Consider the following 18,322-nt stretch of genomic DNA (forward strand, 5'->3'; position numbering starts at 1 on the left):
ACCCTGATAGGCGACAGCCCCGCCGGAACGTTCCGGCGGGGCTGTCGTACGCGCTGTGTTGACGCCCGGGGGCGCCGGGGCGGGTCAGGTCAGGTCAGATGTGACCGGCGCCCGCGCCTGCCTCGGCGTTCTCCCCGCGCTTGGTCAGGGTGGCGACCAGGGCGGCGATCACCGCGACGATGCCGGCGACCATGAAGGCCGTGCTCATGCCCGAGACGAAGGTGTCGTGGGCGACGCCCACGATCTTGCCCGCGACGTCCGGCGGGGTCCCCTCGGCGACCGGCGGCATGCCGACCTTGATGGCCGAGGACGCCTGCTCCAGCTGCTCGGGCGACAGCGGCGGAAGCTGCGCTTCCTTCCAGTTGCCGGGAAGCTCGGAGTCGACCCCGGCTGCCATGATCGCGCCCAGCACCGCCGTACCGAGGCTGCCACCGACCTGCATGGCGGCCTGCTGCAGACCACCGGCGACACCGGACAGCTCCATCGGGGCGTTGCCCACGATGACCTCGGTGGCGCCGACCATGACCGGTGCGAGGCCGAGGCCGAGCAGGGCGAACCAGATCGACATGGTGAAGGTGCCGGTACCGACGGTCAGCTGGGACATGCCGAACATCGCGACCGCGGTGCACACCATGCCGCCGACGAGCGGAACCCGCGGACCGAACCTGGTGATCATGGCGCCCGCGAGCGGCGAGGCGACGATCATCATGCCGGTCAGCGGCAGCAGGTGCAGACCGCTGTCGACCGGGCTCAGACCGTGCACGTTCTGGAGATAGAAGGTGACGAAGAACAGGCCGCCCATGAAGCCGAAGGCCATCAGCACCATCAGCACCGTGCCCGCGGACAGCGGCACGGAACGGAACATCGCCAGGGGGATCAGCGGTTCCCTGACGCGCTGCTGGACGAGGGTGAACGCGACGAACAGAATGACGGCGGCCACCAGGAAGCCGACCGTCTTGAGGTCGCCCCAGCCCCACTCCGCGCCCTTGATGAGCGCCCAGATCAGGCAGAACATCGCCGTCGACAGCAGCACGATGCCGGCGATGTCGAAGGAGCGCGGCGCGTTCTCGGCGCGGTGGTCCTTGAGGATCAGCACGCCCATGACGAGGGCGATCACGCCGACCGGCACGTTGATGAAGAAGACGGACTGCCAGCTGACGTGCTCGACGAGCACGCCGCCCAGGATCGGGCCGCCCGCGGTCGAGGCGCCGATCACCATGCCCCAGATGCCGATCGCCATGTTCAGCTTCTCGGCCGGGAAGGTGGCGCGCAGCAGGCCGAGTGCGGCCGGCATCAGCAGAGCACCGAAGAGGCCCTGCAGCACGCGGAACGTGATCACCAGGACAACGCTGCCGGAGAAGCCGATGGCCGCCGATGCCGCGGCGAAGCCGACGACGCCGATGAGGAAGGTCTGGCGGTGGCCGAACCGGTCACCGAGCTTGCCCGCGGTGATCAGGGAGACCGCGAGGGCCAGCATGTAGCCGTTGGTTATCCACTGGACATCGGCGAGCGAGGCGCCGAGGTCGTGCTGGATCGCGGGGTTGGCGATCGCGACGATCGTGCCGTCGAGCGCGACCATCATCACGCCGATGGCCACGGAGAAGAGCGTCAGCCAGGGGTGGCCGCGCAGCCCCTTGGCAGGTGCGGGGCCGAAAGGTTCCTGCGACGCCTTTTCGACGGTGGTCTGACTAGTCATACGCGGGAGATTAGTGTCAGTCGCTGACAGTTGACAAACCGATCCACAAGTCGGTAACTGTCACGTAGCTCACAGGTAGGCTGAGCTGGACAAAGCAGGGAAAAGGGGGCCGGTTCAGTGACCGACGGGCAGCGATCCGCAGGCCGGCCCGCCGGGCTGCGCGAACGCAAGAAGCGACGCACCCGGGACGCCCTGCTCCGCGCCGCCCTCGACCTCTTCACCACCCAGGGGTACGAGGAGACCACCGTCGACGAGATCGCCGACGCCGTCGAGGTCTCCCAGCGCACCTTCTTCCGCTACTTCGCGGGCAAGGAGTCGGTCGTCTTCGCCGTCCAGGACATGGTGGAGTCGCGCTTCATCCTCGAACTGCGTCAACGTCCCGCCGCCGAAACCCCTTTCGAGGCCATGCGTCGCGCGGTCCTGGGCGCCTGGAACAGCATCGGAGAGGCCATCGAGGCCCTCATTCCGGTCGAACTCCACATGCGGACGTACCAGATGATCGAATCGACGCCCTCCCTGCTCGCCGCCCACATGCGGCGCAGCGTCGCCCTGGAGGAGCAGATCGCCGGACTCATCGCCGAGCGCGAGGGCCTGGACATGACACGGGATCCGCGTCCGCGCGTCGCCGTCGCCGCGTTCTCCGGAGTGATGCGGGTGACCGGGCAGCTGTGGGGGCGGGGCCGCGACGGGAGCATGGACGCGCTGCGGACGCTGACCGAGACCTATCTGGACCAGTTGGGCCCGGCCCTCGCCGGGGACTGGCGCGCGCACCCGGCCGAGACGGCGCACCTCAACTGAGGTGGTGTGCCGCACGCCTCAGGCGCGACACATGACCGACCTCACAACAGGCGGGCCACGGCGCCCCGATGCGGCACCCCGGCGGCGCCGGGCGCGTCGGAGCGTGCCGCAAGGCCGAACACAGCGTGAGCGAAACGGCGTTCTCTTCCCCGTGGACGGGTGATGTGCGTCACCCGCTTAACGACGCCTTGCGTGCGTCTCCTAATGTGGGCCGGAGTGACTTCCTTCGACTCCTCCCCCACGCTCACCGCCTGGCGCGCTCTGCTCGCCATCGCGGTCGTGTTCGTGATGCTGGCGACCACAGGTTGGACCGCCGTGCGTCATCAGCACTCCGACGCGCCACGCACCGTCGCACTCGCTTCCTGGGCCAAGGGATCGATAGCGGGACGCGCGCTCCCGTCGGCGGATGCGCCTCCGTACAAGCTGGCGCACTTCTTCGCCGCGCTCACGGACGCGCAGGGCACCGGGCTGGCCCGCAAGTACCCCCTCGTGGTGGGGAATCTGAACGGCGCCCCGGTCACCCTGCGCTACCAGGCGAACCGGCTGGCGCTGGAGCAGGCGCGCACGACGGAGCAGACCCGGGTGCACGACCCCAGGCTCTCCCCCGACGGCCGCGCCGAGGCGCAGCACCGGGTGGACCGCTTCCGGTCGATGCTCACCGAAGGCCGGCACTTCCTCGCGTTCGACCCGTCGGGCCGTGGCCACGCCGCCGAGGTGTTCGGCGACCTCGACCGGGCCGACCGGGTCTCGGTGATCGTCCCGGGCGTCGACACGAACCTCCTGACGCTGGAACGCACCGGAAGCAAGACGAACGCCGCGCCCGTCGGCATGGCCAAGTCGCTGTACGCGGCCGAGCACTCCGCACATCCCGGCGTGCGGACCGCGGTGATCGCCTGGGCCGACTACACCGCACCGGCCGGCATCGGCATGGACGCGGCCCTGGGCAACCTCGCCGAGCGCGGGGCGGTCCGGCTGGACGCACTGGTCGGCTCGCTCCCGGGGACCGCTCCCGTCTCGTTGTTCTGCCACAGCTACGGCTCCGTCCTGTGCGGCGTCGCCGCGGACCAACTGCCTGCCCGGGTGACGGACATCGCGGTCGCGGGAAGCCCCGGCATGCGGGCCGACAACGCAGGCCAGCTGCACACCCGGGCCAATGTGTGGGCGATGCGGGACCAGGACGACTGGATCGAGGACGTGCCGAACCTGGAGGTCGGGGGCCTCGGCCACGGGGCCGACCCGGTGGATCCGGACTTCGGTGCGCGGATCGCGTCGGCGGGCGACGCGGTCGGCCACAGCGGCTATTTCGAGCCGGGAACCGAGAGCCTCGGCAACTTCGCCGCAATCGGTGCCGGCGCCTACGCCTCCGTGACCTGCGCCCAGACCGACAACGGCTGCCACAGCCAGATTTCCGGCCATGAGACGTTCTGACACGCGCAACCAACCGCGCGATCGGGTCTGACGCGCGTAGAGACCCGCGACGGACCACGAATTGCGAGGGCCTCCGAAGGGGGACGAGCGGGCAAGTGCCGCATACGATGAGGCACATGGGTGATGTGCTGGCCGGAATTCAGGCCACCTGGGAGTTCGACACCGACTCCGTGCTCATCCGCTTCGAACGGGGTATCCGTACGCCGAGGCTCCTCCAGAGCCTTCGTGAGCGCCGTGTGCCGCATGCGGCGCTGTCGTCGGTGACGCTGACCCCGGGCAAGCGGGGCACGGTGGTGCTGCGTGCGGTCCCGAGACCCGGTGCCGATCCACTGCTGGAGGCGGCGGCCGGGCAGCTGAAGGACGGCTGCGATCCCTACCGCCTGGTGCTCCCCGCCGAACGCGAGACCCTCGCCGAGTACTACGCGGACGAGCTGCGCGCACGGCTGGGACCCGAGGCGGGCGAACCCGCCGACCGGTTCCTGGTCGCGGCGCCCGAGGCCCCGATGCACTTCAAGGCGTACGACGGCAGGGCCAGCTTCGACGGGGACCGGATCTCCTTCCGGTGGTTCTGGACGGGTGCCTCCTCGGAGAAGTGGAAGGCCGGCGACCAGACGTTCCCGGTCACGGAGCTGAGCGGGGTCGAATGGCGCTCGCCCGAGGCCTTCGAGGGCTATCTGCGGCTGGTGCCGCGCGGACTGGAGTCCGTGGGCCCACCCACCGGTACGGGCGCCGGACCGGCGACCACCGGCCCGGGCGCGGGCCTGCTGACGAGCACCGCCCCGAGTGCGCAGCCGACGGCGGCGCGTCCGACCCGCGTGGACCAGGACCCGGCCGCGGTGATCTTCGGCCTCGGCTACGGCCCGGTGCACGAGTCGCTGCCCTTCGCCGCGGCCGTACTGGAATCCGTCCGCAGGAAGCAGACCACGCCCGTCGCGGCCGCGGCCGCCCTGGTGGGCGCGGGACGACGGGATCCGGCGGACATCGCGGAGCGGATCCGCCATCTCGGGGAGCTGCACCAGGCGGGTCTGGTGACGGACGACGAGTTCAGCGCGAAGAAGGCACAACTGCTCGCGGAGCTGTAGCGGCCCGCGGTCCGCGGCCGCTCCTTTCGTGCCGGCGGGTGATACCCCCGTACGAGAGGATCGGCGGCGGACCGGGACCCCGGTATGACGCCGCCGGGCGGCTTGGCTGCCTACCCTGATCAGGCCATGCCCACATCCGCCCCGCCCCCGCCCTCGTCACCGCCGCCCGCGCACCCTCCGGCGGACGGTCTGCTGAGCGCCGCCCTCCGCAATCTGCGCGAGATCGGCCATGCGCTGTCCCACCCGTCCCATCCCCCGACACCGCTCCTGGCCGACGCCACGAAGCGGTGGCGGCGCCTGCTGCCGTACGTCGTCGTCCTGGGACTCGCCGCGACCTTCATCCCGGTCACGATCACCGTCCTGAACAACCAGTACGCCCTGGGCGGTGGCATCGCGGGAGCGCTCGCCGTCGCGCAGGCAGCGCCGCTGCTGATGCTGGCGCACCGCCCGCTGCAGGCCTGGTGGATCATCTTCCCGGCCCAGATCCTGGGTGCGGTCGTCCTGCTCGGGCAGGACGGCGGGCAGAACACCGCCTGGCCGTGGACACCGCCCGGTCTCGTCGGCTACCTCTTCCTGCTCCTGGCGCTGGGCCTGCGCGAGCGGCGGCAGACCCTGGTCGGCGTCTGGCTGGCGACCGGCGCCGCAGGGCTCGTCCTGTTCCTGGTCTCCTCGCACCGCGGCGCCGACAACTCGCTCCTGCTGGTCATCCTCAGTGCCGTGGTGCTGGTGATCGGCGCGACGGTACGGGAACGGGGCGACGCCCAGCGCCGGCTCGCCGAGCAGGAGACGATCAGCGAGGCCGAGCGGGCCCAGCGGACGCTGCTGGAGGAGCGGACCAGGATCGCCCGCGAACTCCACGACGTGGTCGCGCACCACATGTCGGTGATCACGGTCCAGGCCGACTCGGCCCCGTACCGGCTGGAGGGGCTGTCGGACGAGGCGCGCGAGGAGTTCGGTTCGATCGCCGCGAGTGCGCGGGAGTCCCTCGGGGAGATGCGGCGCCTGCTGACGGTGCTGCGCAGCGAGGGCACGGAGGGCGAGCGGGCGCCCCAGCCGGGGCTCGACCGGGTGCAGCAGCTGGTGGAGGCGACGGTACGGGCCGGGCTGCCGGCCGAGCTGTCGCTGCCGGCCGGGCTGCCGGACCTGCCGCCGCTGGTGGATCTGTCCGCGTACCGGATCGTGCAGGAGGCCCTGGCGAACGTGGTCCGGCACGCGCCGGGTGCCCGGACCCGGGTGTCGGTCAGCTCCGACGGTGCGCATCTGACGGTGCTGGTCGTCAACGACCCGCCGGAGCACACGGGTTCGTCGCTCGCTCCGCGCACTCCTCTGGAGACGACGGGCACGGGACACGGGCTGGTCGGCATGCGCGAACGCGTACGGTTGACCGGTGGCACGCTCGACACCGGCCCACTGCCGGACGGCGGTTTCCGGGTGGCCGCGCGGCTCCCTCTCCCCCCGGCCTCACCCCCTTCCGATGCCGCTTCTGTCTCTTCTGCCCCGCCCCCGAATCCGGAGTACTCGTGACCATCCGTGTGATCATCGTCGACGACCAGGCCATGGTGCGGGCGGGATTCGCGGCGCTGCTGGCGGCGCAGACCGACATCGACGTGGTCGGTGAGGCGCCGGACGGCCGCCAGGGCGTCCACGTCAGCCGCCACACCCACCCGGACGTGGTCCTGATGGATGTGCGGATGCCCGAGATGGACGGCCTGGCGGCGGCGCGCGAGCTGCTGAACCCGCCGGTGGGCGTGGTGCATGTGCCGAAGGTGCTGATGCTCACCACCTTCGACGTGGACGACTACGTGTACGAGGCGCTGCGCGCCGGCGCGTCCGGTTTCCTGCTGAAGGACGCCCCGCCGGCGGACCTGATCTCGGCGGTCCGGGTGGTGGCGGCCGGCGACGCGCTGCTGGCGCCGTCCGTGACGCGGCGCCTGATCGCGGACTTCGCCCGGCAGCGGCCGTCCGGAGCCGGCCGCAGCGGGCCGGCGCTGCGACTGAACGGCCTGACTCCGCGCGAGACGGAGGTGCTGGGGCTGATAGCTCGGGGGCTGTCGAACCAGGAGATCGCGGGGCGGCTGGTGCTGGCGGAGCAGACGGTGAAGACCCATATCGGACGGGTGCTGGCCAAGCTGGACCTGCGCGACCGCGCCCAGGCGGTGATCTTCGCGTACGAGGCGGGGCTGGTGGTACCGGGCGAGGGGTGAGGGCAGCCCCCCGAACGCCCTCGGGTCAGCTCCCCGTACACCCCCTACCCCGGTATCACCCCGCACTTGGCCCCCCGGTGTGACGCCCCTGCGCCCGTCGTCTTCCTACCTTCCTCTGCGACGCGCCGAACGGCGTGCGGGAGCCGGTTCAGCCGGAGAGGGAGGGTCGGATGCGCCGCTATGCGAGGACCTTGGTCGCGGTCGCCCTGGCGACCACCATCGTGACAGGGACCGCCGGCTGGGCGTCGGGGAACGCCCAGCAGGCGCTGACGGGGCCGCCGCCCGGCACCGCTGCCTGGCGGTCGGACCACGTACTGGGACGGGAGCTGCCCGATCCGGCGCGCGACACACCCGCCGAAGTGGCCCGATTCTTCCGGGGGTTGAGCGAGAAGGACCAGCAGTCCCTGATCACCCGGCATCCGCTCGTCGTGGGGAACCTCGACGGCGTACCCGTCGAACTGCGCTACCGGGCCAACGCCCTGGCACTGAAGGCTGATCACGACCCCCGGTACGCAGGCCTCGCTGCGGACCCGCAGCGCCGGATCCTCGCGTTCGACCCGCGCGGTCGCGGTCAAGTCGCCGAGGTCTTCGGGGACTTGACCACCGCGGACCGGGTGTCCGTCGTGGTTCCTGGTTCGGACATCGACGCCGGGACCTTCGACCGTACGAACGATGTCTACGGCACACCGGCCGGCATGGCCAAGTCGCTGTACGCGGAGACCGGTCCAGGCAGTGCGGTGATCGCCTGGGCCGGGTACACCACCCCCGTCGGCGTCGGCGTGGACGCCGCGACCGGATCGCTCGCCGAGGCCGGCGCGGACCGGCTGACCCGGTTCACGGACGGGCTCACGGCTGCCGGCGTGCCCGCGCCCACCGTGTTCTGCCACAGCTACGGCTCCGTCGTCTGCGGCCTCGCCGCGCCCCGGCTGCACGTCGGCGACCTGGTCGTCCTCGGCTCGCCCGGGATGCGCGCCGACAACGTCGGCGACCTGCACACCGATGCCAGGGTCTGGGCAGCCAAGGACCCCGACGACTGGATCGACAACGTGCCGAACGTCGAGTTCGCCGGCCTGGGCCACGGCGCCGACCCGACCTCCCCGGAGTTCGGCGCCCGCCGGGTGCCGGCCGCCGACGCCCACGGGCACACCGGCTACTTCGCCCCCGGCACCGAGTCCCTCCACGCCTTCGCCGCGATCGCGGACGGCACGTACACCGGGGCCTCGGACACGGAAGGGGACCTGCGATGAGCCTGCGCGCCCTCGCCTCCCGTATCGAATCGCGCACCCCCGCCCACCGCGACCGCGCCCTCGACGGTCTGCGCGCCCTGGCGCTGCTCGCCGTACCCACCGGACACTGGCTGCTCGGCGGGTTCCGGCTCGACGACGACGGCGCCCTGCACAACGCCAGTCCGCTCTCGGCCTTCGGCGCACTCGCCCCTTTCAGCTGGGTGCTCCAGATGCTGGGCGTCTTCTTCCTGGTCGGCGGGTACGCCTCGGTGCTCTCCTACCGCCGGAGGAAGTCCACGACGGGGGCCTGGCTGCGTGGCCGGATGGCCCGCCTCGGCCGGCCGGTGCTCGGGGGGACGGCCGTCTGGGCGGCGATGATCCCGGTGCTGCACGCGCTCGGTGTGCCGGGCGACACGCTGCGGACCGGGTCGACGCTGGTGATCCAGCCGCTCTGGTTCGTCGGCGTGTACGCGGTGGTCACCGCGCTGACGCCGTACTGCATCCGGATGGCGAAGAGACTCGGCGGCTGGGCCGCGGCCCCGCTGCTCGGCGCGGTCGCCGTCGTCGACCTGCTGCGCTACGGGCCGCTCGGCGACGCGATGCCCTCCTGGCTGAGCATGCTGAACATCGTTCCCGGCTGGCTCTTCGCGTACCAGCTCGGCGTCTCCTGGGGCGAGGGCCGGATCGGGAAGCGGGGCGCCCGGTTCCTGCTCGTAGGGGGAGGCGTTCTGTTCGCCGTTCTGCTGCTGCTCTTCCACTACCCGGCGTCGATGGTCGGGGTGCCGGGCGAGGCACGTACCAACTCGCATCCGCCGTCGTTGCTGGTCCTGGCGCTGGCCGCCACGCAGAGCGGTGCGGCGATCCTGTTGCGGAGGCGGATCGGCGGACTGCTGCGCAGGCCTCTGGTCTGGGCGCCGGTCGTGGTGATCAACCTGTCGGCGATGACGATCCTGTGCTGGCACCAGACGGCGATGCTGGCGGCAGCGGTACCGGCGTCGTTCGCCGGTGCGGTGCCCGGACTGACGACCGGTCCGGACACGCTCGGCTGGCTCCTCGCCCGGCCGGCCTGGATGCCGGTGTTCGCGGGGCTGCTGGTGCTGATCGCACGGTACGCGAGGAGGTTCGAGGCGCCGTGGAAGGCGGGGACGCGGGCCGCCACCGCCCGTCGGGCGGTGGCGGGGGTGCTGGCGGTGGGATTCGCCGTGTTCGCACTGGGGTGAGTCCGTGGTCAGGGTCCACCCGACTCGGCGGCACGGACATGCGAGCATGCGTACCGGTGTTGGACGAGCGCGACGGGGAGACGGTGGATGCGGTTGTTCTCGGGGCCCTGGGGAGAGCTTCGTGTGTTCGCGGACGAGGCTCTCCCCCCGGCTGCCGGTGGCATGGCCGACGTCTCCGCGCGGTTCGGCGTCGGGTTCAGGCCGGCGCTTCTGCGCTTCCCCCGGTGGGCGGCGTGGCCGGAGGCTCCGTACGTGGCGGTGTGGCCCGACGACGGTGTCCTGCCTGATCTGACGGAGGACGCCGTTGAGGCATCGGACGATCTGGCGGGCGTGGTGCTCGCCGAGCTCGTGCGGCACAAGTGCTTCGTCTGTGGCGCCAGGTTCGAGGTGGTCCGCCCCGAAACGGCGATCCCTGTCCTGGGACGCAATCTGGCCCGGCACCGCATCGTGAGCGGGTGCCCGGCCTGCGGCAGCGACTTCGGACGTTCCCGGATCGACGGTCTCGCTCTGTCGCAGTTGCCCTGACACACGCCACCGGTTGCCGCCGCAGCCCCTACTCGCGCGCGGCGGACGTCGAGCTCATGTCCGGGTAGCGGTCCCCCGCCACCTGGCCGGCGATCGGCTCCAGCAGCGCCAGCTCCTCGGCCGACAGCGTGAGCCGGGTCGCGCCGACGTTCTCCCGCAGCCGGCTGCTCTTGCGGGTGCCGGGGATCGGCACCACGGCCAGCCCGTGCACCTGGGCCCGCTGCTGCACCCAGGCGAGCGCCACCTGGGCCGCGGTCGCCCCGTGCGCGGCGGCGATCTTGTGGACCGGCTCCAGCAGTGCGGCGTTCACCTTCGCGTTGTCGCCGGTGAAGCGCGGCTGGAACTGCCGGAAGTCGTTCTTCGACAGGTCCTTGCCCGCGTCCGCGAACGCCCCGGTCAAGAAGCCCCGGCCGAGCGGCGAGTACGGCACGAAGGTCACGCCCAGCTCCACCGCGGCGGGCACGGCGCTGCGCTCGACGTCCCGGCTGAAGAGCGACCACTCGGACTGGAGGGCGGCGATGGGGTGCACGGCGTGCGCCTCGCGCAGCTCCGCACCGGTCACCTCGCTCAGCCCGAGCTGCTTGACCTTGCCCTGTTGCACCAGCTCGGCCATCGCACCGACGGACTCCGCCAGCGGTACGGACGGGTCGCGGCGGTGCATGTAGTAGAGGTCGATGACGTCGGTGTTCAGGCGGCGCAGGCTGTTCTCGACCGCCTGCCGGATGTACGCGGGGTCGTTGCGCACGCCCCGGTAGTGCGGGTCGTCCTCGCGCCGCTCGATGGCGAACTTCGTGGCGAGGGTGATCTCGTCCCGGTGCGCGCCGACGAAGGGCGCGATGAACTTCTCGTTGGCGCCGAGGCCGTACACGTCGGCGGTGTCGAACAGGGTGACACCTGCGGAGAGGGCCGTCTCCAGGGTCTCGCGTGCTGCGGACTCGTCGGTGTCGCCGTAGAACTCGCTCATGCCCATGCAGCCGAGCCCCTGGACGCCGACCTGCGGGCCACCGCTGCCGAGCTCCACTGTGGCGATCTTGTTGTCAGTCATCAGGCACTGGGCCTTTCCGGCACCCGCTGGGCGCCTGCGTAGAACTCGATCTTGTAGTCGAGGACGGCGAGGGTGTCCTGGAGCTCCGCGATCCGCGTCCTGACGTCGCGGCGGGTCGCCTCCAGCAGTTCCTTCCGCTCCTCGGCGGTGTGCTCGCCCTCGCGCAGCAGTTCCGCGTAGCGGACCATGTCGGCGACCGGCATTCCGGTCAGCCGCAGCTTGCCGACGAAGGCGAGCCAGTCCAGGTCCGGGTTGGTGAAGCGGCGTTGTCCCGTGTGCGACCGGTCGACGTGCGACACCAGGCCGATCCGCTCGTACCAGCGCAGCGTATGAGCGCTCAGCCCGGTGAAGGCGGCCACCTCGCTGATGGTGTAGCGGTCCTGGCCGTCCGGACGCCGATGGGGCAGGGGGGCCGATGCGCAGGCGTCCGTTCGCGTCGACGTGGTCTCGGTCTCCGTCTCCGTCACCGTCATGTCCTCCACGCTAGAACCTTGGAGTGCACTCTAAGCAAGCGCTGCCGGATGCGAGTTTCCGGAAGACCGCACGAAATCCCCTTGCGCAATGGTCAAGAGTCGTTGACCATTGAGCACATGCCTGCCGATGATCTCCCCGAGACGTTTCACGTCACCACTGACGAGCAGCTACGCGCCGTCTCCAATCTCACACGCCACCGGATCATGGCCGTGCTCCGCTTCGAGCCGGCGACGATCACGCAGATCGCCGGACGGGTGGGCCTCGCGAAGGGGAGTTCCAGCTATCACGTGCGACTGCTCGAGCGGGCCGGCCTGGTGAAGGTGGTCCGGACGCGCAAGGTCCGGGGGGTCACGGAGCGGTACTACGCGATGGCCTCCCGCACGATCACGCTGCCGGATCCCGGGGCCGGGCAACCCGACACGCTGATGCGGCACGCGGTGGCGGACCTGGAGGCGGCACCGGCGGACGGCGAGCGGTACGTACGGATGGCGCATCTGCGGCTCACCGAGGAGCAGTTCGGGGAACTGGGCGCGCGACTGGAGGCACTGGCGGACGAGTACCGGGAGCTGTCCGATCCGTCGCTGCCGGACGTGTCACTCGCCTTCGCGCTGTTCCGTCCGGCTCCGCGCGAGCAGGCAGAGGAGGCCTCCGAGTGATGCAGGACGCAAAGAAGTTGCCGTCCGGATTCGGACGACTGTGGACCGCGCAGACGGTGTCCTCGCTCGGTGACGGGGTGACGCACGCCGCGCTGCCGCTTCTCGCTCTGACGTTGACGCGAAATCCGATGGCGCTCGCGGTCGTCACGGCCGCCGGGACCCTGCCGTGGCTGCTCTTCGGGGTGCTCGGCGGTGCGCTGGTGGACCGCTGGGACCGCCGGCGCACGATGTGGGTCGCGGACGCGGCACGAGCGGTGCTGCTCGCGATACCGGTGGCGGCGGCCGCGCTCGACATGCTGAGCATTCCACTGCTCGCGATCGTCGCCTTCCTGCTCGGCCTCGGCGGACTCTTCTTCGACACGGCCGCCACGGCCTACCTGCCGGATCTGCTCGGCCGCGCCCCCGCCCTCCTGGAGCGCGCCAACTCCCGCCTGCGCGGCACCCAGACCGCCGCGTCCGGCTTCGTGGGGCCGCCCGCGGGCAGTGCACTGCTCGCGCTCGGGCGGGCGCTTCCGCTGCTGGCCGACGCGGTGTCGTTCGCGCTCTCCGCACTTCTCGTACGGTCGCTGCCAGCCATGCCCAGGCCCCTGCCGGAGGCCCGCGAGTCACTGCTTCGACAGGCGCGGGCCGGGGCCTCGTACGTCTTCCGGGATCAGTTGCTGCTCGGGCTCGCTCTCCGTCCGGCCGTCGGGAACGTCGCCTTCCTCGCCGTGGAGACCGTGCTCGCCCTCTTCGCGCGCGACCGACTCGGCATCCACACCTTCGGCTTCGGCCTGCTGCTCACGGCGGAGGCCGCGGGCGGCCTGCTCGGCGCGGGCATCGCCTCCTTCCTCGGCCGACGACTCGGCACCGGCACCGCGCTGACCTGCACGGCCGCGGTCGAGGGTCTTGCCGTTCTCGGGCTTGCCGCCGCCCCGAATCCGTACGTGGCCGGGCTTGCGCTCGCCGTCTGCGGGGCGGGCATGGGCGCCACGATGGTGCTCGGCCCGTCCCTCCGCCAGGCGATCGTCCCGGCCCACCTGATGGGCCGCGTCGCCTCCACCTCCCGCATGCTCGCCATGTGCGCCGCCCCGTTCGGCGCCTTCCTCGGCGGCTGGCTGGCCACCACGTACGACCTGCGCACCCCGCTCTACGCCGCCGCCGGTCTGCTCCTCGCCATGACCGCCCTCACAGCGACCATGACCTCCAACCGCCGGGTCGAGGCAGCCCTGCGTGGCGCCGCCCCGGACGACAGTCCGGACCGACCGGAATCCGAGGATGCCGCTCGGGAGGGCGTACCCGGCCTGTCGTGACGCTTTCCGCCTAAGGGCTGTCCCGCAATTCCTGGTGGATCAGCGCGCGGCGTCAGATGCGGTGCATCGCAAGGCGGAGGGACGCCCGAATACTGGATGTATTCGGGCGTTCCGACAACGCGGCGAGGTGCCGTAGCTGTCGTCGCACGCCCGCCAGGAATTGCGGGACAGCCCTTAGGCCACTGCGGGGAGCCCCGCGAGGGCGAAGCGCCTGAAGAACCTCCGGAGCCGACCATTTACTCTCGTACGTATGCAGAGCCTGGCGATGATCGACAACTGGCCCGTCCCCACCGCGACAGCAGCCGTCGTACGAGCGGACGGCACCGTCCTCGGCAGGCACGGCCCGACCGCGCACCGCTTCCTGCTCGCCTCCGTCACCAAGCCGCTCGCCGCCTACGCGGCGCTGGTGGCGTACGAGGAGGGCGCGGTCGAGCTCGACGAGCCGGCCGGTCCCGAGGGGTCCACTGTCCGGCACCTGCTCGCCCACACCAGCGGTCTCGCGTTCGACGAGCACCGGGTCACGGCCCCGCCCGGCACCCGGCGGCTGTACTCCAACGCGGGCTTCGAGGTCCTCGGCGACCACATCGCGAAGGCCACCGAGATCCCGTTCCCGGAGTACCTGCGCCAGGCGGTGCTGGAGCCCCTGGGGATGACCGCGACGACGCTGGACGGCTCGCCCGCCCGAGACGGCGTCTCGACGGTCGACGACCTGGCGCGGTTCGCGGCCGAGGTCCAGGCCCCGCGTCTCCTCGACCCGCGCACGGTGCTGGAGGCGCAGAGCGTCGTCCACCCCGGGCTGAAGGGCGTCCTGCCTGGCTACGGCCACCAGAACCCCAACGACTGGGGCCTCGGCTTCGAGATCCGCGACCACAAGTCCCCGCACTGGACGGGCTCTTCGTCCTCCCCCGCAACCTTCGGACACTTCGGCCAGTCGGGCACGTTCCTGTGGATCGACCCGGCGGCGGGCGCGGCCTGCGTGGCGCTCACCGACCGCGCCTTCGGACCGTGGGCCGCCGAGGTGTGGCCGCCGTTCACGGACGCGGTACTGGCGGAGCTGAAGGCGTAACGGGCTCGGCGGCGGTCAGGCACTCGAACCACACCGCCTTGCCGCCGCCGTCACGGCGCACCTCCACGCCCCACTTGTCCGCGACGGCATCCACCAGCAGCAGCCCCCGTCCGCCCTCGTCGAGGACGTCACCCGCACCCACGACGGGCATCCTCGGGCAATCGTCCGCCACTTCGACGCGGACGCCCTCGCCGCCCGGGAGCCGGAAGATGAACGTCTGGCAGCGGCGGCCGGGGACATGCCGGACGACATTGGCGATCAGCTCGGTGAGCGCGAGCTCCGCCGCGTCGGCCACGGCCGCCAGGCCCCACCCGTTGAGGTAGAGCCGCAGGATGCGCCGCAGGTGCCGGGCCGAGTGCTCGCCCATGGCGAAGTCGGCGCGGTAGACGGGCTCTTCGGACTCGGTCCGGGGAGCGATTACGTGATTCATGTCACCATCGTGCGAGCAGGTGACTACGCTCGGCTACGTACGGAAACGAACGCCGCGAGGCGTTGCACACCGGAGGTCCCGCCGTGGCCAACGTCCAGTCACTCGATCCCAGCGCCTCCCCACTGGACTACTACGGCTGGGAATTACGCCGCCTGCGCGAGGCCGCGGGCCTGAACCAGGCCCAGTTGGGCGAGATCATCTTCTGTACGGGATCATTGATCGGCCAGATCGAGACCACGAAGAAGATCCCCACCCGCGACTTCTCCGAACGGGTCGACGCCGCGCTCGGTACGGACGGGACGTTCTCCCGGCTGATGGGCCTGGTCCTGCGCAGCCAGCTGCCGACCTGGTTCCAGCCGTACGCGGAGATGGAGGTCAGCGCCTCGTACATCTCGACCTACCAGGCGCAGTTGGTCTACGGGCTGTTGCAGACGGAGGCGTACGCGCGGGCGGTGCTGGCCACCGGGATGCCCGACGACCTGGACGGCCTGCTCGCCGCCCGCATGGAGCGCCAGCGCATCCTGGAGCGCGAACGGCCGCCGCTGGCATGGGCCATCCTCGACGAGGCCGTACTGCACCGGCCGATCGGCGGCCATGAGGTCATGCGCGCCCAACTGGTGCGGTTGTTGGACTTCGCCACCCACCGCTGGATGCGAATCCAGATCCTGCCCTTCGCCGCCGGTGAACACTCAAGTCTGGCTGGCTCGTTCACCACCATGCGCTTCGATGACGACCCGGACATCGTCTACACCGAGGACATCATCTCCGGCCATATGACCGCCAGCCCCGACACGGTCCGGGAGGGCTCGCTCCGATACGCTCACTTGCAGGCCGCCGCCCTCTCCGTGGAGGATTCGGCGGCTCTGATCGCCCGCGTGATGGAGGAGCGTTATGGAGACCGGCCCCGACCTGAAGACCGCGCAGTGGCGTAAATCCAGCTACAGCGGAAACACCGGCGGCGAGTGCGTCGAGTGCACCGTCACCGGCGGCGCCGCATGGCGTAAGTCGTCGTACAGCGGAAACACCGGCGGCGACTGCGTCGAGGTGGCCGACGGCTGCGCCGCCTCCGTGCCCGTCCGCGACAGCAAGGACCCCTCCGGGCCCGTCCTCGTCATCGGGACCGACGCCTGGCGCGGCTTCGTGGCCGGTCTCTGCGCGAACTGAGCTCGTCCCGGTCCATCCGGTGAGGAGCGACGAATGCACGGCGTGGCCGGCCTGTCTCCGAGCAGTCGCCGAAACCGCGCGGACCGTACCGCCGGGGAAGCCGTCAGCGGGGTGGGCGACATGGAGCAACCTGCTCACCTGCGCCGGCGGTTCCGGCGTGTCGTGAGGTCGCTTTCCCGGCACGCCCCGAGGGTGGCGGGAAAGCAACCTCACGAGAAGGGGCGAGAGATGCCCGAAGTCACCACTCCGTACGCGACCGGCACGCCGTGCTGGGTCGATCTGATGGTGAAGGACCAGCAAGCGACTCTGGACTTCTACCGGGACCTGCTCGGCTGGCAGGGGCAGCCCAGCCCGGCCGAGTTCGGCGGATACGCGGTGTGTGAGCTGAACGGCAGGGCAGTGGCCGGTATCGGCAGGACGATGGCTCCCGAAGGGATGCCGGAACCACCGACCGTGTGGACCAGCTACCTGGCCTCCACCGATGCCCAGGCCACCCAGGACGCCATCGTCGCCGCTGGAGGCACTCTGCTGGCCCCGGTGACCGACATCGGCGACATGGGGCGGATGCTGATCGCCGCCGACCCGCAGGGCGCGGTGTTCGGGGTGTGGCAGCCCGGCTCCTTCTCCGGTGCCCAGGTGGTCAACGAGGCCGGTGCGCTGACCTGGAACGAGCTGCACACCAGCGATGTGCTCGCCGCCACCGCCTTCTACGGCGAGGTGTTCGGCATCGAGATCCGTCCGCTGGACGGCGCGGACTCCTACTGGGAGGTACGGGTCGGCAACCGTGCGGTCGGCGGCGCCACCCTGCTGGCCAACGACCCGCCCGGCACACCCGGCGCACTGGCTGACCTACTTCGCGGCCGACGACGTGGAATCCTCCGTGGACGCGCTGGTCCGGCAGGGCGGCAGCGTCCTGGTGCCGCCGTTCGACATGATGGCCGGCCGGATGACCGTGGTCGCCGATCCGCAGGGCGGCGTGTTCGCGATGATCAAGCCGACGCCCATGTGACCCCCTCCGCATCGCGCACCGCGGCCCGCCCGGGAGTACCGGGCGGGCCGCACGCGCATTCGCCGGGCGCCCCCTCCCTGGCGGGGGCCGACGCCATGTGCGTCTTCTCGTAACGGGTGCGGTCGGTCCACGGGGCGTCGCCCCGGCAGGGGCCCCGTCATCGGCGGCCCGGTACGTTTCCGCGTGAAGAAGCAGCGCTTCCGCAGGGGTGGGGCCGGCACCGAAATGGGATCAAGCCATGACATATCGGCTGGAGGACCGCCCTTGTGGCAGGGCCGGATCCCTCCGACGGTGCGGAGATCAGGATCGGCGGGAACCTTCGGCCCGTTGCCGGACACGTACAGGGCATGGAGCTGAACGACGCTGATCCCGCCGGCCCGGTCGGAGGGATATCCGACCGGGCCCTGTGGGCAAGGGCCGTCGACGGGGACCGGGAGGCATTCGGCCGGATCTTCGACCGTCACGGGAAGAGCGTCTACAACTATCTGTTCCGGCGGACGGCCGACTGGTCCGAGGCCGAAGACCTCACGTCGACCGTGTTTCTGCATGCCTGGCGCCGGCGGTCCGAGACCGTACTCGACCGCGACTCGGCCCTGCCGTGGCTGCTCGGCATCGCCGACCGCCTGGTGTCGAACACCAGGCGGCGGCTGAGGCGGGCCGAGGCGTTGCTGCACCGGCTCGTCTCGCACGACGAGCCGGTGGGCGACCACGCGGACCGCGTCGCCGTCCGGGTCGACGACGAGCGTCGTATGTCGGAGATCCACCGGGCGCTGGCCCGCCTGCCCCGCCACGAACGCGAGGTCATCGAGCTCTGTGTGTGGTCGGGCCTGGACCAGCAAGCGGCCGCGGCCACGCTGAAGGTGGCAGTAGGAACCGTGAAGTCCCGACTGCACCGGGCACGGCGAAGGCTGGGGGCCGACCTCGTCGACGGGGTCATGGTCGCGGCGTCATTCAGTTCCAGGAATCCCGTCAACGCGGAAGAGGTCGCACGATGAATGACAAGCAGG

General features: G+C 71.1%; 18 protein-coding genes and 1 pseudogene. 15 read left to right on the top strand and 4 right to left on the bottom strand.

Features of this window, described 5'->3' with window-relative positions:
- Positions 1-94: 94 nt before the first annotated feature.
- On the bottom strand, positions 95-1,696 hold the full coding sequence (locus SH922_RS12090) for an MFS transporter (RefSeq protein WP_393057797.1): 1,602 nt from the start codon (positions 1,694-1,696) through the stop codon (positions 95-97).
- Between the two features lie 117 nt (positions 1,697-1,813).
- Here SH922_RS12090 and SH922_RS12095 point away from each other — a divergent pair, with 117 nt between their 5' ends.
- The 8 genes from SH922_RS12095 (at position 1,814) to SH922_RS12130 (ending at position 10,179) form a co-directional block, all read left to right on the top strand.
- Positions 1,814-2,494 (top strand): TetR family transcriptional regulator, encoded by a 681-nt coding sequence (locus SH922_RS12095; RefSeq protein ID WP_393057799.1) that lies wholly within the window; start codon positions 1,814-1,816, stop codon positions 2,492-2,494.
- A gap of 216 nt (positions 2,495-2,710) precedes the next feature.
- Positions 2,711-3,922 (top strand): alpha/beta hydrolase, encoded by a 1,212-nt coding sequence (locus SH922_RS12100; RefSeq protein ID WP_393057801.1) that lies wholly within the window; start codon positions 2,711-2,713, stop codon positions 3,920-3,922.
- 116 nt (positions 3,923-4,038) lie between these two features.
- Positions 4,039-5,004: a DUF4429 domain-containing protein gene (locus SH922_RS12105; RefSeq protein ID WP_393057803.1), complete on the top strand. Its 966-nt coding sequence runs from the start codon at positions 4,039-4,041 to the stop codon at positions 5,002-5,004.
- Between the two features lie 126 nt (positions 5,005-5,130).
- Positions 5,131-6,528, top strand: a complete 1,398-nt coding sequence (locus SH922_RS12110) for a sensor histidine kinase (protein WP_393057805.1) — start codon at positions 5,131-5,133, stop codon at positions 6,526-6,528.
- Entirely contained in the window at positions 6,525-7,208 is a 684-nt protein-coding gene (locus SH922_RS12115) for a response regulator (protein WP_393057807.1), read from the top strand. The genes SH922_RS12110 and SH922_RS12115 overlap by 4 nt, the downstream gene beginning before the upstream one ends.
- Positions 7,209-7,378: 170 nt before the next feature.
- Positions 7,379-8,455 (top strand): alpha/beta hydrolase, encoded by a 1,077-nt coding sequence (locus SH922_RS12120; RefSeq protein ID WP_393057809.1) that lies wholly within the window; start codon positions 7,379-7,381, stop codon positions 8,453-8,455.
- Positions 8,452-9,654, top strand: a complete 1,203-nt coding sequence (locus tag SH922_RS12125) for an acyltransferase (protein ID WP_393057811.1) — start codon at positions 8,452-8,454, stop codon at positions 9,652-9,654. The genes SH922_RS12120 and SH922_RS12125 overlap by 4 nt, the downstream gene beginning before the upstream one ends.
- Positions 9,655-9,741: 87 nt before the next feature.
- Positions 9,742-10,179, top strand: a complete 438-nt coding sequence (locus tag SH922_RS12130; protein WP_393057813.1) for a hypothetical protein — start codon at positions 9,742-9,744, stop codon at positions 10,177-10,179.
- Positions 10,180-10,207: 28 nt separating this feature from the next.
- Here the strand turns inward: SH922_RS12130 and SH922_RS12135 are convergent, their stop codons facing one another.
- Both SH922_RS12135 and SH922_RS12140 read right to left on the bottom strand, forming a co-directional pair.
- Positions 10,208-11,224, bottom strand: a complete 1,017-nt coding sequence (locus tag SH922_RS12135; RefSeq protein WP_393057815.1) for an aldo/keto reductase — start codon at positions 11,222-11,224, stop codon at positions 10,208-10,210.
- A complete protein-coding gene (locus tag SH922_RS12140) occupies positions 11,224-11,697 on the bottom strand; it encodes a MerR family transcriptional regulator (protein ID WP_393057817.1) in 474 nt (157 codons plus the stop codon). The genes SH922_RS12135 and SH922_RS12140 overlap by 1 nt, the downstream gene beginning before the upstream one ends.
- Before the next feature lie 117 nt (positions 11,698-11,814).
- Between SH922_RS12140 and SH922_RS12145 the strand changes: the two genes are divergently transcribed.
- The 3 genes from SH922_RS12145 to SH922_RS12155 all read left to right on the top strand — a co-directional run bounded on the left by SH922_RS12145 (position 11,815) and on the right by SH922_RS12155 (position 14,712).
- Complete coding sequence (locus SH922_RS12145; protein WP_393057820.1) at positions 11,815-12,354, top strand: helix-turn-helix domain-containing protein; 540 nt, start codon at positions 11,815-11,817, stop codon at positions 12,352-12,354.
- Positions 12,354-13,646, top strand: a complete 1,293-nt coding sequence (locus tag SH922_RS12150; protein WP_393063537.1) for an MFS transporter — start codon at positions 12,354-12,356, stop codon at positions 13,644-13,646. Before SH922_RS12145 ends, SH922_RS12150 begins: the two co-directional genes overlap by 1 nt.
- A 250-nt stretch (positions 13,647-13,896) precedes the next feature.
- Positions 13,897-14,712: a serine hydrolase domain-containing protein gene (locus tag SH922_RS12155; RefSeq protein ID WP_393057822.1), complete on the top strand. Its 816-nt coding sequence runs from the start codon at positions 13,897-13,899 to the stop codon at positions 14,710-14,712.
- On the opposite strand, the gene SH922_RS12160 is transcribed toward SH922_RS12155, so the two are convergent.
- A complete protein-coding gene (locus SH922_RS12160) occupies positions 14,678-15,142 on the bottom strand; it encodes an ATP-binding protein (RefSeq protein WP_393057824.1) in 465 nt (154 codons plus the stop codon). The genes SH922_RS12155 and SH922_RS12160 overlap by 35 nt on opposite strands.
- 83 nt (positions 15,143-15,225) lie before the next feature.
- On the opposite strand from SH922_RS12160, the gene SH922_RS12165 reads away from it, so the two are divergent.
- The 4 genes and pseudogenes from SH922_RS12165 (at position 15,226) to SH922_RS12180 (ending at position 18,310) form a co-directional block, all read left to right on the top strand.
- Complete coding sequence (locus SH922_RS12165) at positions 15,226-16,074, top strand: Scr1 family TA system antitoxin-like transcriptional regulator (protein WP_393057826.1); 849 nt, start codon at positions 15,226-15,228, stop codon at positions 16,072-16,074.
- Positions 16,034-16,306, top strand: a complete 273-nt coding sequence (locus SH922_RS12170; protein ID WP_393057828.1) for a DUF397 domain-containing protein — start codon at positions 16,034-16,036, stop codon at positions 16,304-16,306. Before SH922_RS12165 ends, SH922_RS12170 begins: the two co-directional genes overlap by 41 nt.
- A 228-nt stretch (positions 16,307-16,534) precedes the next feature.
- Positions 16,535-17,315 (top strand): annotated as a pseudogene (locus SH922_RS12175) (VOC family protein).
- Positions 17,316-17,662: 347 nt separating this feature from the next.
- Positions 17,663-18,310 carry an RNA polymerase sigma factor gene (locus SH922_RS12180; RefSeq protein ID WP_393057831.1) on the top strand — a complete coding sequence of 216 codons (648 nt, stop codon included), beginning with the start codon at positions 17,663-17,665 and terminating at the stop codon, positions 18,308-18,310.
- Positions 18,311-18,322 lie beyond the last annotated feature (12 nt).

The sequence above is a fragment of the Streptomyces sp. LN549 genome (assembly GCF_043203805.1).
GTDB lineage: Bacteria > Actinomycetota > Actinomycetes > Streptomycetales > Streptomycetaceae > Streptomyces.

Excerpts from the sequence above, each read along its gene's own strand:
- SH922_RS12150 (WP_393063537.1), top strand. The coding sequence starts at position 12,354 with ATGCAGGACGCAAAGAAGTTGCCGTCCGGATTCGGACGACTGTGGACC.
- SH922_RS12155 (WP_393057822.1), top strand. The coding sequence starts at position 13,897 with ATGCAGAGCCTGGCGATGATCGACAACTGGCCCGTCCCCACCGCGACA.
- SH922_RS12105 (WP_393057803.1), top strand. The coding sequence starts at position 4,039 with ATGGGTGATGTGCTGGCCGGAATTCAGGCCACCTGGGAGTTCGACACC.
- SH922_RS12180 (WP_393057831.1), top strand. The coding sequence starts at position 17,663 with ATGGAGCTGAACGACGCTGATCCCGCCGGCCCGGTCGGAGGGATATCC.
- SH922_RS12090 (WP_393057797.1), bottom strand. The coding sequence starts at position 1,696 with ATGACTAGTCAGACCACCGTCGAAAAGGCGTCGCAGGAACCTTTCGGC.
- SH922_RS12125 (WP_393057811.1), top strand. The coding sequence starts at position 8,452 with ATGAGCCTGCGCGCCCTCGCCTCCCGTATCGAATCGCGCACCCCCGCC.
- SH922_RS12135 (WP_393057815.1), bottom strand. The coding sequence starts at position 11,224 with ATGACTGACAACAAGATCGCCACAGTGGAGCTCGGCAGCGGTGGCCCG.
- SH922_RS12130 (WP_393057813.1), top strand. The coding sequence starts at position 9,742 with ATGCGGTTGTTCTCGGGGCCCTGGGGAGAGCTTCGTGTGTTCGCGGAC.
- SH922_RS12140 (WP_393057817.1), bottom strand. The coding sequence starts at position 11,697 with ATGACGGTGACGGAGACGGAGACCGAGACCACGTCGACGCGAACGGAC.
- SH922_RS12110 (WP_393057805.1), top strand. The coding sequence starts at position 5,131 with ATGCCCACATCCGCCCCGCCCCCGCCCTCGTCACCGCCGCCCGCGCAC.
- SH922_RS12120 (WP_393057809.1), top strand. The coding sequence starts at position 7,379 with ATGCGCCGCTATGCGAGGACCTTGGTCGCGGTCGCCCTGGCGACCACC.
- SH922_RS12145 (WP_393057820.1), top strand. The coding sequence starts at position 11,815 with ATGCCTGCCGATGATCTCCCCGAGACGTTTCACGTCACCACTGACGAG.
- SH922_RS12160 (WP_393057824.1), bottom strand. The coding sequence starts at position 15,142 with ATGAATCACGTAATCGCTCCCCGGACCGAGTCCGAAGAGCCCGTCTAC.
- SH922_RS12170 (WP_393057828.1), top strand. The coding sequence starts at position 16,034 with ATGGAGACCGGCCCCGACCTGAAGACCGCGCAGTGGCGTAAATCCAGC.